The sequence below is a fragment of the Corynebacterium aurimucosum genome (assembly GCF_030408555.1).
Classification (GTDB): Bacteria; Actinomycetota; Actinomycetes; order Mycobacteriales; family Mycobacteriaceae; genus Corynebacterium; species Corynebacterium aurimucosum.
Map to the genome: position 1 here is coordinate 929,634 of NZ_CP047048.1, position 15,585 is coordinate 945,218.

General features: G+C 60.7%; 14 protein-coding genes. 6 read left to right on the forward strand and 8 right to left on the reverse strand.

Annotated features, from left to right (window positions below):
- Window positions 1-40 precede the first annotated feature (40 nt).
- A complete protein-coding gene (locus CAURIM_RS04420; RefSeq protein ID WP_201828481.1) occupies window positions 41-1,351 on the reverse strand; it encodes a hypothetical protein in 1,311 nt (436 codons plus the stop codon).
- Between the two features lie 90 nt (window positions 1,352-1,441).
- On the opposite strand from CAURIM_RS04420, the gene CAURIM_RS04425 reads away from it, so the two are divergent.
- On the forward strand, window positions 1,442-3,277 hold the full coding sequence (locus CAURIM_RS04425) for an ABC-F family ATP-binding cassette domain-containing protein (RefSeq protein ID WP_201828480.1): 1,836 nt from the start codon (window positions 1,442-1,444) through the stop codon (window positions 3,275-3,277).
- A gap of 22 nt (window positions 3,278-3,299) precedes the next feature.
- Here CAURIM_RS04425 and CAURIM_RS04430 read toward each other — a convergent pair whose 3' ends face one another.
- Entirely contained in the window at window positions 3,300-4,214 is a 915-nt protein-coding gene (locus CAURIM_RS04430) for an AEC family transporter (RefSeq protein ID WP_201828479.1), read from the reverse strand.
- Window positions 4,215-4,372: 158 nt separating this feature from the next.
- Between CAURIM_RS04430 and CAURIM_RS04435 the strand changes: the two genes are divergently transcribed.
- Window positions 4,373-4,960, forward strand: a complete 588-nt coding sequence (locus tag CAURIM_RS04435; RefSeq protein WP_236659297.1) for a hypothetical protein — start codon at window positions 4,373-4,375, stop codon at window positions 4,958-4,960.
- 98 nt (window positions 4,961-5,058) lie between these two features.
- Window positions 5,059-5,379 carry a putative quinol monooxygenase gene (locus CAURIM_RS04440; RefSeq protein ID WP_070447180.1) on the forward strand — a complete coding sequence of 107 codons (321 nt, stop codon included), beginning with the start codon at window positions 5,059-5,061 and terminating at the stop codon, window positions 5,377-5,379.
- 72 nt (window positions 5,380-5,451) lie between these two features.
- Here the strand turns inward: CAURIM_RS04440 and CAURIM_RS04445 are convergent, their stop codons facing one another.
- Window positions 5,452-8,067: an acyltransferase family protein gene (locus CAURIM_RS04445; RefSeq protein ID WP_290206314.1), complete on the reverse strand. Its 2,616-nt coding sequence runs from the start codon at window positions 8,065-8,067 to the stop codon at window positions 5,452-5,454.
- A 115-nt stretch (window positions 8,068-8,182) separates the two neighbouring features.
- Between CAURIM_RS04445 and CAURIM_RS04450 the strand changes: the two genes are divergently transcribed.
- Window positions 8,183-8,464, forward strand: coding sequence for a hypothetical protein (locus tag CAURIM_RS04450; RefSeq protein ID WP_201828478.1), 282 nt, complete (start codon window positions 8,183-8,185; stop codon window positions 8,462-8,464).
- 60 nt (window positions 8,465-8,524) lie between these two features.
- Here the strand turns inward: CAURIM_RS04450 and CAURIM_RS04455 are convergent, their stop codons facing one another.
- Complete coding sequence (locus tag CAURIM_RS04455; RefSeq protein WP_265342643.1) at window positions 8,525-9,322, reverse strand: HAD family hydrolase; 798 nt, start codon at window positions 9,320-9,322, stop codon at window positions 8,525-8,527.
- A 97-nt stretch (window positions 9,323-9,419) separates the two neighbouring features.
- On the opposite strand from CAURIM_RS04455, the gene CAURIM_RS04460 reads away from it, so the two are divergent.
- Window positions 9,420-10,454 carry an enoyl-CoA hydratase/isomerase family protein gene (locus CAURIM_RS04460; RefSeq protein ID WP_201828477.1) on the forward strand — a complete coding sequence of 345 codons (1,035 nt, stop codon included), beginning with the start codon at window positions 9,420-9,422 and terminating at the stop codon, window positions 10,452-10,454.
- 7 nt (window positions 10,455-10,461) lie between these two features.
- Here the strand turns inward: CAURIM_RS04460 and CAURIM_RS04465 are convergent, their stop codons facing one another.
- From CAURIM_RS04465 to CAURIM_RS04475, 3 genes are read right to left on the reverse strand one after another with little or no spacing between them, the layout of a single operon-like run.
- A complete protein-coding gene (locus CAURIM_RS04465; RefSeq protein ID WP_201828476.1) occupies window positions 10,462-11,622 on the reverse strand; it encodes a DUF6882 domain-containing protein in 1,161 nt (386 codons plus the stop codon).
- On the reverse strand, window positions 11,622-12,785 hold the full coding sequence (locus CAURIM_RS04470) for a glycosyltransferase family 4 protein (protein ID WP_201828475.1): 1,164 nt from the start codon (window positions 12,783-12,785) through the stop codon (window positions 11,622-11,624). The genes CAURIM_RS04465 and CAURIM_RS04470 overlap by 1 nt, the downstream gene beginning before the upstream one ends.
- Window positions 12,786-12,791: 6 nt before the next feature.
- Window positions 12,792-13,988, reverse strand: coding sequence for an NAD-dependent epimerase/dehydratase family protein (locus CAURIM_RS04475; protein WP_201828474.1), 1,197 nt, complete (start codon window positions 13,986-13,988; stop codon window positions 12,792-12,794).
- A gap of 246 nt (window positions 13,989-14,234) precedes the next feature.
- Between CAURIM_RS04475 and CAURIM_RS04480 the strand changes: the two genes are divergently transcribed.
- On the forward strand, window positions 14,235-14,891 hold the full coding sequence (locus tag CAURIM_RS04480; RefSeq protein ID WP_070710690.1) for a hypothetical protein: 657 nt from the start codon (window positions 14,235-14,237) through the stop codon (window positions 14,889-14,891).
- A 148-nt stretch (window positions 14,892-15,039) separates the two neighbouring features.
- On the opposite strand, the gene CAURIM_RS04485 is transcribed toward CAURIM_RS04480, so the two are convergent.
- Window positions 15,040-15,585 carry a gamma carbonic anhydrase family protein gene (locus CAURIM_RS04485; protein ID WP_201828473.1) on the reverse strand — a complete coding sequence of 182 codons (546 nt, stop codon included), beginning with the start codon at window positions 15,583-15,585 and terminating at the stop codon, window positions 15,040-15,042.

Here is a 15,585-nt window from a genome sequence, read left to right on the forward strand (position 1 = left end):
AACGCCGGTCTAGCAACCGCGTTGCACTAGGCAGGGGGACTTAAAGGACGGCCATCTCCACGGGCTTGAAGTCGAGCTTGTAGCGCTGCGGCTCCTGGTCACCGAGGAGATCAAGGATCACCAGTTCCTGCTTGTTGGCATCGGTGACATAGGCATAGCCGTTTGCTGCCTTCAGAATTGGTCCCGGCTGTTGCCACTCCTCGTTTTCCTTCCACGGGGAGATGGCGTCAATTTTCTTAGCTACCTCGCCGGAATCCGGGTCGATGACGTTGAGCTTGCCGTCGGTCGTGAGCACCAGTGCCTCGCCCAAGGGGCCGCGGGCCAAGGAGCGGAACCAGTAGGATTCGCCCAGCTCGACCTTCTTGGCGGAGTAGTCCTCCGTATTGATAAGGGTCACCGAGGTCGGGCGCTCAAATTCGGCATCTTTGTCGGTTTTGTTATCCGCCAGAATGATGTTGGATTCCTCCGAGCCTGCGGAGTTGCCGGAGCGCTGGTAGCCGTCCTTGCCCGCATAAGCGGAGACGTCAATCTTGTGGAAGTCGGTGCCGTCGAAGACGACGGGCCCGTCTTCGCAGCCGAAGAAGAGAGTGCCGTTGCCGGCGGCGGCTTCACCGTGGACGCCGGGGCACTCGGTGGTTTCCGCAAGGACCTTGCCAGACTTGTCTAAGTGCTGAATGGTGTGGCGCTCGTCTTCCGTGCCCTTGGTGGTGACTACGGAGCCGTCTTTCAGTGGGACGGCTACTCCGTGGTGGGCGGCACCTGTCTCGATGGTGGTGACGGGCGTAGCGTCTTCCTTGCCGATGTCCTCGGTTTTGTAGATCTTTGCTACACCGTCGCCGTCGGAGAAGAGTGCGGTAAAACCGTCGTGGTGCACCACATGGCCAGCGTGAGGTGCGTCAATGGAAGCGTCGTTAAGCTGTGGCTGCGCCGCGTAATAGTGCTTGTGGTCTCCGTGCGGCTTCGTGATGCGCCCGGTGTCGAAGGTGAGGAAGCTATCGCCTTTGGTCACCATGATGTGGCGGTTATCGCCGGAATCGCTAAGCCGGAGAAATGCCTTCAGTTCTTCGTTGTCGATGACCTCACCAGTCTCTCCATCTAGCGTGGTGAGACCGTCCTTGTGGGAGATGAGGATGCGGGGAGGCAGTTCGGCCACCTCAGTCTCACCATCAGAGGCTTCGAAGCCTTCATGACTGTGCTCATCGTTGTGGCCTTCACCGTGTTCGTCATGCGCGTGGGAGGCTTCAACGCTGGAGGGAGATGAAGCTTCGTTGCTCTCGGAGGAGGAGCAGGAGGACAGGGTGAGGATGCTTGCGGATAGTGCGGTGCACAGGATGAGGTGTTCTTTTTTCATGGCGTGAAGAGTATTGGAAATGAAAATCAATAGCAATAAAGGTAATGGTGCGGGGGTAACCGCGCCGAGGTACTAAGATGGACTCTCGATATGGCGAACCTCATTAACCTGGAAAATGTAACCAAGTCCTTTGGTCTGAAGACCCTGCTGGACGGGGTCTCCCTCGGCGTTCAAACCGGTGATCGCATCGGCATCGTCGGCATCAACGGCGGCGGCAAAACCACGCTGCTGGAGGTCCTCACCGGTATTGAGCCGCCAGATTCGGGACGTGTATCCCATAACTCTGACCTGCGCATGGCGGTGGTGACCCAACGCTTCGAGCTGGAGGAGTCCCTTACCATCGCCCAGGCCATCATCGAACCACTGGGCTTGGAAACCTTCGAGTGGGCATCCAACGCGAAGGTGCGCGATGTTCTCGGTGGCCTCGGCATCGTTGACCTAGGGCTGGACACTCCCGTGGGGTCACTTTCCGGTGGTGAGCGCCGCCGCGTCAACCTTGCTGCTGCGCTCGTCCAAGACCTCGACATCGTGGTGCTCGATGAGCCGACAAACCACCTTGACGTCGAAGGTGTGCAGTGGCTGGCCAGCCACCTGCTTTCGCGCAAACTGGCGGTGGTCGTTGTCACGCACGACCGCTGGTTCCTCGACACCGTCGCCACCACGACCTGGGAGGTGCACGATGGCGTCGTCGATGCCTACGAGGGTGGCTATAACGACTGGACCTTTGCCCGCGCCGAGCGTGCCCGCCAGGCCGATGCTATCGAGCAGCGCCGGCAGAACCTGGCCCGCAAGGAGTTGGCGTGGCTGCGCCGCGGGGCACCGGCACGTACCTCGAAGCCGCGCTACCGCATTGAGGCGGCCGAGGCGCTCATCGCGGATGTTCCTGCGCCGCGCGACAAGGTTGAGCTCATGGCCTTTTCTAAGCAGCGCCAGGGACGAGTTGTCATTGAGCTTGAGGATGCAAAGGTCACCACTCCGGATGGTCGCACACTGGTGGATCACCTCACCTGGCGGTTGGCGCCGGGCGAGCGTATCGGTCTCGTCGGCGTTAACGGTTCGGGCAAGACCACGCTGCTGCGCGCCCTTGCTGGGGAAGTAGAGCTTGCCGCGGGCAAGCGCATCGAGGGCAAGACCGTGCGCCTGGGCTGGCTGCGCCAGGAACTCGATGACCTCGATCCGCAGCGCCGGCTTCTCGACGCCGTCGAAGACGTCGCCACCTACGTCCATCTGGGCAAGAAAGAGCTTTCTGCCTCCCAGCTGGCCGAGCGCCTGGGCTTTTCCGCCAAGCGCCAGCGCACACCCCTCGGTGACCTCTCGGGCGGTGAGCGCCGCCGCTTGCAGCTGACCCGTGTGCTCATGGCGGAGCCAAACGTGCTGCTTCTCGACGAGCCCACGAACGACCTTGATATCGATACCCTCCAAGAGCTTGAATCCTTGCTGGACTCGTGGCCGGGAACCTTGGTGGTCATTTCTCACGACCGCTACCTCATCGAGCGCATCGCGGACAACACCTATGCGCTGTTTGGGGATGGCAAACTCACCAACCTGCCGGGCGGAATCGAGGAATACCTGCGCCGCCGCCAGGAGATAGAGGCCGCCACCGCCCGGGGTGTGCTTGATTTGGGAGAAGCTTCGAAGAACACCGACGAGCACAAGACGGAAGCTACCCCTACAAAGCGTTTGAGTTCCCAGGAGGAGCGCGAGCTAACCAAGAAGATGAATGCGCTGGAGCGCAAGATGGGCAAGCTCGATGAAAAGACGGCGAAGCTGAATGAAAAGATGGCTCAGGCCGCGGAGAAGATGTCTTCTGGCGAGGGGGACAGTGGTGAGCTAGCGAAGCTCGACACCGAGCTCAAAGCCGTTGCCGCCGAGCGCGAAGAACTCGAGATGGAGTGGCTGGAGCTGGGGGAGAAGCTCGAAGGCTAGTGCTTGACGGTTTGGCCTAGCCCTACCCAAAGAACCCGGCGATAGCCAGCATGGCCGGCAGGGAGAGGAAGGTGGTGAGGAAGACCGTATCGCGCGCCACCGTTTCTCCCGATTGGTAGGTCGCGGCATAGTTGTAGACGTTCTGCGCGGTCGGAAGCGCGGCCAAGATGAGCGCTGCGTAAAGCTCGTTGCCGCTCAGCCCCAAGGCTAGGCCTGCCGCTAAGGCGATGGCTGGCATGGCAATGAGCTTAAGAACCGTGGCGGTAATCGTCGGCAGGCGGTCGTTGGTCAGCAACCCTTTACCTGTAAGGGAGGCTCCGAAACTCATGAGGATCATCGGAATGGAAGCACCACCGAGGATCTCGAGGGGCGCCATGATGACATCGGGGACCTGCCAGCCAGCCGCAGAAACGATGAAGCCAGCGATGGCCGCGATGACGACAGGTGCCGTAAGCCCGGAAACCACGGAGCTGGTGATCGAACGCAGGCTTGTCCCCTGAGCGTTGAGGCCGGCGATAATGAAGGGGGAGAGTACCACCATCTGGAGTACGAGTGCTGGCACCACAAAGGTGGCATCACCGATGACATAGGTCGCGATGGGCAGTCCAATGTTGACGGAGTTGTAATAGCTCGCCGCTGCCGCACCGGCCATCGTTTCTGCTCCGCTTCGCCGGAAGAACAGAGAGCTGAGCAACCCATACAGTGCCATCGTGGTGACTGAAGCAATCGCAATGACAGCGACAACGGGAGAGGTGAAGGCAGAGGTATCTGAGGTGGCCACGCTGGAAAAAATCAGCGCCGGGGTGGCTGCCCAGAACGCTGTGCGGTTGAACTGCAGGCGCGCCTCGCCCTCGCCAATAACGCCTCGGTGAGCCAAGAAGAAGCCCACCCCGATAACCACAAAAATGATGGCGAAGCCGGTTAAGACGTCCAGCAACAGTGATCAACCTTTCGAATAATTGTGAAAGCTAGCCTTCGGTCATTTTTTCACGTCGTGGCGCTGACGCCGGCAGGGGATAACAAAGTGGTATCGAAAATCCCCTAGAGCCGATCAGACCTTCACTGCGCTCGCAGTTGTATGGCACGGTAGAAGGCATGAATTCCTTCCGTCGTGTTTCCCGCCTGTCCGCTACTGCCGCCGTGGCAGCATCCCTTAGCGCCGCTTTGTCGGTCTCCGCGGCCCAGGCCGCCCCGGTCAACTTTTCCTCCGCACAGCCGCAGGAACTGAACCAGCTGTCCTCCCAGGCCGTTGAGCAGGTCAACTCTTTAGAGATCGAGCTGCCTGCGCAGGCTTATGACCTGGCCAAGCAGTACAACGTCGAGCTGCCAGGCTTCATCAAGAAGCCGACCCCGGCCGTGGCAAATGAGCTCGTTGGTGCAACCCACGCCCACCTGCTGAAGCAGGGCCACCACGAGGATGCCAACGCCAAGAACATTGCCCAGGAGTGGGCAAACCAGGCCGCGGCTGGCAAGGTCACCTTCCAAGACAATGTTGGCGATGGCCTGACCCACCTGGAAGAGGGCAGCGGCAACATCTACAAGCTCACTGAGTCGGAAGCGAAGGACCGCGTGAACTGGCTCAACCGCGACGTGCCCGTGACCAAGACCGATGGCACCGGTTTCGGCGTAGCCCAGGCCTTTGATGGCACCCACGTCTACGTAGCGGAGTACTTCTTCAACTAAGCCGCCGCGCGGTTTATGAAAGCCGCCCTAGCAGAAGGCCCTGCCGCCTCAGGCAGGGCCTTCTGCACGTTTTCGTGGAGAGCGTTACAGTAGGGCACATGATTTTGATCAACGTACAGTTCCACGTTAAGCCCGAGTACGCGGATACCTTCCTGGACGAGATTGACTGGTACACCAAAGCATGCCAGGCAGAGCCCGGCTGCATCGACTTCAAGTGGTTCCGCGATCCGGAAGACAAGCAGCGCTTCCTGCTGCTTGAGTCCTACAAGGATGGCACTGACGTCGACCACGTCAACACCGAGCACTTCAAGCGCTCCTGCGAGGAGTTCCCGAAGTACCTGGTGGAGACCCCGGACATCATCAATACTTCCATTCCAGGTAAGACGGAGTGGGATAAGATGGCTGAATTCTCGGTCTAAACCACATGCTTAAACAAAAGCCGCCCAGCTGTGAAGCTGGGCGGCTTTTCGTGATTCTTAGGTCTTTGTCGCTTAGCTGGAGCACACTGTAGTGAGGTTCTTCTCCTCGTCTGCGTACTGCTCGAGGGCAGCGTACAGAGCATCCGCGTACAGGTGCGCGCCTTCGGGTAGCGGGTGGACACCGTCGTCGTAAAGCATGGCAGGATTCTCCTGCGCTACTCCGCACCAGTCTGCGATATAGACGTTGTCGTGCGTCGTTGCGGCCTCGATGATTTCGGCGCGCGCCGGCCCCATCCAATCGCGCTCACCGTAAGGCAACACGAGGACCAGTGTGCGCTCGGAGCCAACGATGTCGATGAGCTCGTCCATTTGGCTCTCAAACGTAGCTCCGTTGGTGCCCAAGCCCATAAATACGGTGGAGCGCAACTGCCCGGAATCCTTCAGCCCCTGAACCACGGGCAGGGCTGCCGAATAGTGGCGGGAGATAGCAGCGTCGATACTGATACCCGGGAAACGCTCACTAAGTGCTTCGGAAGCAGCAAGCATGACAGAATCACCGATCGCACTGATTTCGTTGCCAGTGGGTATCGCGCGCTTCTCCTTCGGCTTTGCAGTCTCCGAGGGCTGTGCCGGAGCGGAGCTAGCAGTCTGCTCGTTGGACTGTGCCATGCGCTCAAGCTCGCGCTCTAGTTCGCTCTTATCCTCCGAGGTCACCAGGGCATAGCCCACACCGAGCAGAGATAGCACGACGATGACGGGGACTGCAGGCCACAGTGCCTTGCCAAAGCCATCCTTAATCTCCTCCATGCTGGGGCGTGCCGACCAATAGGCATGCCACGTGGGGCGGAATCCGGCGCGGCGGAAGGGGTTTTCTACAAACTGGTAGGTCACCTCTGCCAGCAAGCAGCTCAGCGGAAGGCAAAGGAGACCCAGGAGCCACGAAGGGGCATCGGACAGCGCGTGGACAATCATGACCACCGGCCAGTGCCAGAGGTACAAAGAGAAGGAACGCTGTCCCAGCCAGCGCATCACGCGAGTGCGGAAAATCCAGGTGAGGGGGCCGGTTTCCCGCACCACTCCCCAAATCATCGCCGCGCCGAGCACACTGGTGAGGACCAAACCACCGCGGTAGGTGAATTCGCGGTCCGCGCCCATCCATACCAGTTGGGCAAGGTAAGCAACTAGTGCGAGAGCACCAACGGCACCGGCAAGAGTGCCCTTGTTTGCTGCCGGCCAAGAGTCGGCGTCGACGTCCTTGTCGGTGGAGGTCAAAAGCAGGGACAACATTGCGCCAATGAGGAGACCGAAGGCATGGGTATCGGTTCCGTAGTACACACGGGTGGGATCCTCGCCCGGGGTGAAGATGAGCGCCATCGCGACGGCCGAAGCAATCGCGAGGACAAGCGATACCGCGATGGGCAGACGCTTGGGCTTGCGGCGGGAAATGGCAAAGATGCCAAACATCAGCAGGGGCCAAATCAGATAGAACTGTTCCTCGACGGCCAAGGACCAATAGTGCGCGAAGACCTGCACTTCATTTGGCGCAAAGTAGGTTTGGCTGGTGGCGATTTGGGTCCAGTTGTTGACAAAGAAGAAGGTGCCCAAGAATTGCTGGCGGATGCCTACTGCTAGGTCGCCGCCGATGAGGGCCACAATCGCAGTACATATCGAGAGGACCACGAGGGCGGCGGGGAGAATGCGCCGGAAACGGCGGATCCAAAAATCCTTGAGGCTGATGCGCCCAGTCGCGTTGAATTCACGGACCAGCAGCGAGGTAATGAGGAAGCCGGAAAGGACAAAGAACATGTCCACGCCGAGGTAACCGCCGGGGAGGATATCCCCGAAGAAGTGATAGATCACTACGGCGAGCACCGCGAGACCACGCAGACCATCCAAGCCCGGTACTTGACGCAGCCGGGCGCGTCGACGGCGTGGTTTGGTTGCAGGTGCAGTTGTAGACGGGGCGGCTGTGCTGCGGGCGGATGCACTGGCAGCGGCAGGAGCCGTGGCGGGGGCCGTAGCCGCAGTGGCGGACGTCGCGCTTGCCGTTGCGGCGCCTACCGCTGCCGCGGTTGCAGCTGCCGGAGCCGCGGCAGCAGCAGTGGATTCCTTCGCTACCGGCCGCTTTGCTGAACGGCGCTTTTCTTGTTTTGTGCTCAGTACTCCGACGGACTGTGAGCGACGAGCCAGAGCCCGCGAAATCTCATTCTCGGGCCCGGCTGTTTCTTTTTTCTTTTTTCCCTTTCCCTTTCCCGGTTCTTTGGTCTGTTCAGGTGCCTCGGCCTTGATGGCCTCAGTGTGCTGGGCTTTTTGGCGCTCTTCGCCCTGTGCAGGATTCTTAGTAGGCTTGGGAGTCTTTTCTTTGTGTGCAGCCGGTGCCGGAGTCGAGGCCGGCTTCTGTGTTGTGGCAGCTGTAGGGGACTTTGCCGCAGCGGGCTGGGAACCTGGTGTGGCGGCCGGAGTCTTGCTGGCACGGCTGGTCTCCGAGACCTTGTTTCCCGGAACAGAAGTCTTGTTCTGCTGCTCAGAACCTGTTTTCTGCGGGGCAGGGCTCTGCGTGATCGGACGGCGAGGGACGGTGCGTCGTGGGCCGCGGCGGCCAGTCGAGACTACGTCAGCCTCCTCGCGGGCTTTGACGAGTTTGGCCTTCTTCACCGCCGCAGCTTTGGGAAGGGCGCTCGGCGACAAGTCCAGGGTGAAGTCTTCCGCTGGCCGTGGGCGCACGCGGCCAGGCCGCGCGGCTGGGCGCTGAGTGCTGGGCCGCTGAGCTCTGGGCGTAGCGCTTTTATCCGAGGTGGTGGGCTTGGCGGGTGAGGTCGACTTTCCAGGCTTCGTGGTGTCAGTAGGTGCGGTGGAAGGAGAAGCCGATGAGGGCTTGACAGCCGTAGTGGACTTAGTAGACGCGGCTGAGACTTTAGATGCAGTAGTCGACGTTGAAGAAGGCTTCTGTGAAGCGGAAGGGGAGTCCGGAGTGGAACTCGATGTGGATGATTCGCCTTTTGCCAAGCGTGACACCATCGACCGCAAAAACTTCTTCACTTCACACTCCGCAGGTAGACACCGTGGTTCGGATACTGAGGCTTAGTAACCCGAGTAATCCTACTCTGTGCGCGTGGCTAGTCGGTCAAGGAGTCAGGGGAGCGTGTTAGGTGCGCAAAAGCTGGCGAAGCACGGTGCTGACGCCGTTGTCAGTATTGGGAGGGGCAATGATGTCCGCTAGGTCTTTCAGCTGCGGATGTGCGTTCTCCATCGCGACGGCTGTCCCGGCAGCGCGCAGCATTTCGAGATCATTGAGGTAGTCACCGAAGGCCACGGTGGCGGTGATGGGTACGTTGGCGAGTTCAGCGAGCTTGACCAAGGCTGCACCTTTATCCACGCCGCGAGCCATGACATCGAGCCAGACCTTGCCCGATACCGCCACGTTGTCCTCCGGGACAGCATCGACGATGGGGGCGTAGATGTGTGCCTCTGAACCGGATTCGCAGAAGATGGCGATCTTGATGATGTTGCTATCGGGGACGGCGTCTAGGTCTTCGACCCACGTGACCGCCTTGTAGTACTTGGAGATCTCTGCGCGGGCTGCATCGGAAGCATCCCGCGCGACATAGGCGGTTTCAGGTGAGCACAGCACCACGGTGTGCTCCACATCCATGGCCGCTGAGGCCTCGCGTGCTGAGTGTACGGTCGCTTCCGAGAGCGGGAAGGTCGCAATGATCTCACCACCACGCATGACCACCGAGCCATTTTCAGCGATGAAGGTTTCGCCTTGCGGGAACATCTGCTTGAGTGTTGCCAGTTGGCGCCCTGAAGCCGGAACTAGCTCGCAGCCACGGTGAGCGGCAAGCTCCTGCAGCTCCGCGAAGTCCGCAGGTAGTTGGCCGTTTGCATCGAGCAGCGTGCCGTCCATGTCAAGAGCAACAAGTTGTGGGAGCAAGAAAGTCACACCAATCTAAATGGGTTGGGCTAAAAGCAGAAACCATGTCCAAGGTAGCGCCAAAAATAGGTGGCTGAAACATTTGTGATATGGAACACTGGTGCTCATGACTATGACTGATCCAGTACTCGTTTCCGTCCGCAACCGTACCGGAGTCCTTGAACTCAATCGGCCGAAAGCTCTGAACTCTTTGAACCCGGAGATGATTGACATCATCCGCCGCTCCCTCGAAGCGTGGGCGCAGGATGACGAGATTGAGCAAGTCCTGATTCATTCCAACAGCCCCAAAGCTTTTTGCGCCGGTGGCGATGTGCGCCACGCACGGGAGGGAATCGCGGAAGGACAGTTGGAGGAAGTCGATGCCTTCTTCGCCAGCGAGTACCTCACTAACGGTGATATCGCCGAGTTCCCGAAGCCCTATATTGCCGTCATCGACGGGGTTGTGATGGGTGGTGGATTGGGTATCTCCATGCATGGTTCGCACCGCGTGGTAACTGAGAAGGCCTTCGCGTCGATGCCGGAGATGAATATCGGCTACGTCACGGACGTGGGAGTGGCCTATGCAGCGCAGCGCATGGTGGGCACACGCGGAGTAGCTTCGCCGGGCTTGGCAAAATTCTGGGGGCTCAGCGGCTACCGCATGTATGCTGCGGACATGCTGTGGACGGGTGTCGCAACCCACGTGGTTAAGGATGCCGCTGAGTTGATTGAGGCAGCTATCGAGCGGGGCATCGACGCCGCACTGGAGGATCTAGCTTTGCCGGCACCACAACAGCCGGCGCCGTTGGAGCAGGTAGCCAAAGACTTGGAGGAGACCTTCGCGCTGCCGACGTGGGAGGAGATTTCTGCAGAGCTCGACAAGCACCCGAACATTGCCGGCGAAGTACGCCGCCTCATGGCCGCCGCCTGCCCAGCCGCCATCGTTGCGGCCAATGAGCTTTATGAGGCGGAGGCTGCAGTCGACGATATCCGCGAGGCCCTCTTGCTGGAGCTCAAGCTGGGCATGCACATGTACCGCCGCCCCGATTTTTCCGAAGGCGTGCGCGCGGTGCTCGTGGACAAGACCCAGGATGCTGCTTTTAACCCAGCGACCACCGAGGAGGTTGACGCCGAAGAATTCCGCGCAGTGTTGAACTCCTAGTTAGGGCTTATAGGCCGCGGGCCTGCTGATAGGCGGCGCGCGCCCGGTGTTCATCCACTCCTTCAGGAACGGCAACGTTAAGGGTGGCCTGCGTGGCGGCTGGAGTCGGCGCAGGCAGGTGGAACGCGGGGGCGTCGCTAAGCGCCAGCCCCTGGCGACCATCGGGCAGCTGCACAGGCAATAGGGTCCACAGCCCCAAGACCGGCATGGCTAACTGCGGCAGGCGCACCGAGCGCGCTTCGGGGATCGACACACGGGCGCGAATCAGCTCGGGGAGAGCATTGTCATAGCCGAAGCGGCGCAGGTTCGCCGCTGCTTGGGCGGACATGGAACTAGATAGCTCGTCCGCCCATGCCCAGGTGAACGTGTCCGTGGATGCGTCGAGAGTAGCAATGAGGTGGGCGGGAACCGTGAGCGAACCATAATCAGAGTTGACCACGGTGCGAGACGTGCCAGGGTCGAGGTCCGCAGACAGGTTGGGGAAGCGGGCCTCCAAGAAGAAATTATGCTCGGTGGCAAGAAAGTGGGCGTCAGCCAATACATCGCGTGCGCTAAGCCCGGCCTGGCCTGAGGGGTGGGGAAGGGCCGCGATCCGAGTGCCGTGGAAGCGCGCGAGGCCTTCTGCTGCCACCGGTGCCACGCCTAGATAGGAGGCGAGCTCAGAGGTAGCAAGGCGCTCGTCGACGCCCCCTTCGACATCCCCCGAGCGTTCGAGCCCGGCCAGGATGCTAACACGGGGATCCGGGGGGAGCTCCGTGAAATCGACGGCGACGAGTGCTTCGCCCTCACCCTGTGGGACGCGGAGAACGGGCCGGTCACCCACCAACCGCCGTGCTAAGCCGCGAAGCAGGGCGGAATCGGGCTGTGGTCCGTGGAACTGAGGTTGGGACGCTTGTTCCGTCAAACCCGTGGCCCAGTGCAGTTGTCCATCCTGGATGGTGGCTAGACGCAGCCCATCGAAGTCATAGCTCCCTGAATCAGTACTAAAGCGCACCACCGCGCGCTGGTCTTGGTCTGGCTGCGCTGCTTGTCGGGCTTCGGGGGCGGGGGCAGCGGGCGTGAAGTTCACTTCGACGTCGCGCACGTCGCCCAAGCGGGACGTAAACGTGGCGTCGATGCCGGCTTGGATAAAAGCGCCTGCGGAGTACAGGTTCTGGGCGGAATCCATTAGTGCTCCTTGACTCGTTTCTCATCCCTGCGGAAAGGGTGCTCGATAGCCTCCTCGTAGGCGTGGAGGAGGGCTTGGGTGGATTCTACCCAGGAATACTTTTCAGCCTCGCGGCGGGCGGCAGCGCCCATCGTCTCCCTGCGGGCAGGGTCTTCGAGGAGTCCGACCGTGGCGCGCGCCCACGCCTCATCATCGGCGTCCGGCGCGATGAGGTGACCGGTCACGCCTTCCTCAATGACGAAGGGGATACCACCGGCATTCGTGCCGACGACCGGCACGCCCGAGGCGAAGGACTCGAGTGCTACCAGCCCCAGGGTCTCCGTGGCGGAGGGGAAGAGGAAGACATCCCCCACGGCGAATGCAGCGGCGAGCTCCTCGCCAGACAGGTAGCCGGTGAACACTGTGTGTGCAGGATCGAAGCTAGCCTTGAGCTCCTCCAAAGCGGGACCATCGCCATTGATGGCCAGGCGGGCGTCGCTAAGCTGTGCCCGCACTAACTGCATCACGTGGTCGAGGCGCTCCAAGTCCTTCTCTTTGGACACTCGGCCGATATAGGTCACCAGCGGGGTATCCGGGTTACCACCGGTGAGGCGCTCGCGCATCTGTGCTGTGGCGCGGTCAGGGTGATAGGTCTGCGTGTCCACCGCCTTGGGCCACAACTGCACGTTGCGGATCCCCATCGTCCGAGCCTTATCCACCATGGGGCCAGAAGTACACAGGTTCACCGCCGCCTGGTTGTGCAGGTACTTCAGAGCGGCCTCAGTCAGCGGGCGGGTCCATCCGATGCCCAGCGCATCGACGTATTCAGGCACGTTGGTGTGGAAGCTCGCCACCAGCGGCACGGCATCGCGCTGCGCGGCGAAGACGCCGAGGGCTGCAGTCCAAATGGGGTTGACCGCGTGGATGACATCGGGATCGAAATCTCGGATCTCCTTGAAGAATTTCCACGAAGGCAGGCCAAACTTGATCTCCGGGTAGACCCACAGCGACAGACTGGGGATGCGGGTGACCTCGAAGCCGGCATAGGAGTCAGGAGCCTTGCCCGTGGCAAAAATCCGGACCTCGTGGCCTATCGCGGCCAACTGGTCCAGCGTGCGCGTCAGGCGCGTGACCACGCCGTCGATCTTGGGCAGGAAGACCTCAGTAACGATAGCGATGCGCACGAAGGTTTAAGCCTCCGTGGAAGGAACGCCGGCGTGCTGCTGGCGCGTCCACAGCGACTGCGCCGGAATCTTGGAGCGGTCCGCGCGGTCGGCGTACTTACGCGCAACCTCCTCGACCTCATGGAGCAACCCCTCCGACAAGGTGGTCGGCTCCAGTCCTAGTTCGAGGAAGGTGTCGTTGGTGACGTGGAGTTCATTCTCCGCGGATTCCTTGCGCGGGTTCGGCACATAAGCCACTTCCGCACCAGAAATCTTCGCCAGCAACTCTGCCAGGTCACGCACACGGTGGGTTTCGGTCATCTGGTTGATGATCTTGACGCGCTCGCCGCGTGCCGGAGGGTTCTCCAGCGCTAGCTCGATGCAGCGCACCATGTCACGGATGTGAATAAAGGCGCGGGTTTGTCCGCCGGTACCGTGCACGGTCAGCGGATAACCAATACCGGCCTGAATGAGGAAGCGGTTGAGCACCGTGCCGTAGTCACCGTCATAATCAAAGCGGTTGATCAGGCGCTCATCTTTCTGGGTCTGCTCAGTGTGCGTGCCCCAGATGATGCCCTGGTGTAGGTCGGTGATGCGCAGCTCATCGTTCTTGGCGTAGTAGGCAAACAGGTGCTGGTCCAGCACCTTCGTCATGTGGTAGACCGAGCCCGGGTTGGAGGGGTAGAGGATTTGCTGCTTGACGACGCCATTCTCCCCCGCATCCACCTGTACATCCAGGTAGCCCTCCGGGATCTTCATGCCGGCGGTGCCGTAACCGTAGACACCCATGGTGCCCAAGTGGGCGACGTGGATATCCTGCTCAGACTCGACAATGGCGGCGAGCAAGTTGTGGGTGGCGTTGATGTTGTTATCCACCGTGTAGCGCTTGGTGCGCGAGTTCTTCATGGAATAGGGGGCGGCACGTTGCTCAGCAAAGTGCACCACAGCATCTGGGCGCTCGGTATTCAGGAAATCCAACAAGCCGTCGTAGTCCTGGGCCACGTCGAGGTTGCGGAAGCCGATGGTCTTGCCGGAGACCTCGGTCCACGCAGCCAGGCGCTCCTCAATGGAGGCGATGGGTGTTAAGGATTCCGCGCCCAACTCCTTATCGATGGCGCGCCGGGAGAGGTTATCCACGATGATGACATCGTGGCCTTGGTCGGAGAGATAGAGGGAAGCAGGCCAACCGCAGAAGCCGTCTCCGCCGAGAATCGCTACCTTCATTTGTTATCTCTCCACATCACTGTCGGGGGCATGAGTTAGGGCGCCGCCGACGATGGGGGAGAAACCCGTCGCGGCGGCAAGCACTTTTCAATACCTTACCGTTGACAGCCCTCACATGAGGGCCCTTAACGGTAAACAGTGAGTGAATGTTTCCTCAGGCTGTACCGCTAGGGTGAGGCTCGGTGCAGGAGCTGAAGGCTCGGAGTCCGTATTAGCTCCGACACGACGCCCTGTACACTGGCCCGCATGCTCGAAGCCGTGCTCAATGCCTTTGCCGATTCCGTCAATGCTCTACTGATCGGAATCCTGGTAGCTATCGGCATCATGCTTCCGCGGGGCAGCTACCGCAAGATCGCGGCCCTAGTCATCGTCGGTGATTGGTTCGGTGTGCTCACCGCAGCCGCCGTGGTGATGTTTGTGTTCGTCGGTATCCAGGACAAGGTGGCTGCCGCACTCGAATCACCGCTGCTTGGCTGGGGACTGGTGGTCATCGGCCTGGGACTGGGCCTTCTGGCCTGGCGCTCCAAGGGCGAACCTAATGACATGGTGCAGAAACTCCTCGGCCCGCTGCGCACGCCTTCAGCCAAGACTGTCGCGGTGGGCTATGCCATGGGGGTTATCCAGTCCTTGACCTCCGTGCCTTTCTTCTATGGGCTGATGCACCTTGCGGCAGGGGACTTTAGCAACACCGTTAAATACGGCGGCCTTTTCTTCTATGCCACTTTCGCGCTCTCACTGCCCACGGTGTGCGGGCTTTTCATCGCTATGGTTCGGGCGAAACCACATTCCTGGGCCGGTCGCGCCTTCGCGTGGGCGCGGGAGAACTCCGCCACAGTTGCGCTGTGGAGTGGCTATGGCGTGGCTGCCTTCCTAGTGATCATGGGGCTTGTTTCCCTGCTCTAGGGCTTCAGCACTGAGAGCAATCGATGGGTGGCTTAGCTCGTGGCCTTAGCTTGCGGAGCAGAACTGCCCTAGTTGCCAAAGAACTGGTCAGATCCTGCGGCGAGCTCAAGAGTTTTGGCAACAACGGCAGTTTGAAAGAGTCGTGGCGCTAGTCGTAGAGGACTTCGTCGAGGGGGAGGGCTTCGCCAAGCAGCGCCTGCTTCTGAGCAATGTCGACGTAGCGCGCGGCGTGCGGGATGAAGGCGGCGGATTCCTCAGGGCTCAACTCGCGGCGCACCTTGGCGGGCACCCCAGCAGCTAGGGTGCCGGCGGGAATATCCTGGCCTTCGAGCACCACAGCGCCGGCAGCGATGAGAGAACCTGGGCCCACGGTAGAGCCGGAGAGTAGGGAGGCCTTCATGCCAACGAGCGTGCCCGCGCCCACGTGCGTGCCATGGAGCATGGTCATGTGTCCTACGGTGACGTCATCCTCCAGCACACAAGGCTTACTGGATTCAACGTGGATGACGCAGTTGTCCTGGATATTGACGCGCGCCCCAAGGTGGATGGAACCGACGTCCCCGCGCAGCACGCTTCCATAGAACACAGAAGAATCTGGCCCGATGGTGACGTCACCGATGATGGTGGCATTCGGGGCAATCCAGGCGCTGCGGTGGATGCGGGGAGTCTGCCCTTGGAAGGGGAGAATAAGCAT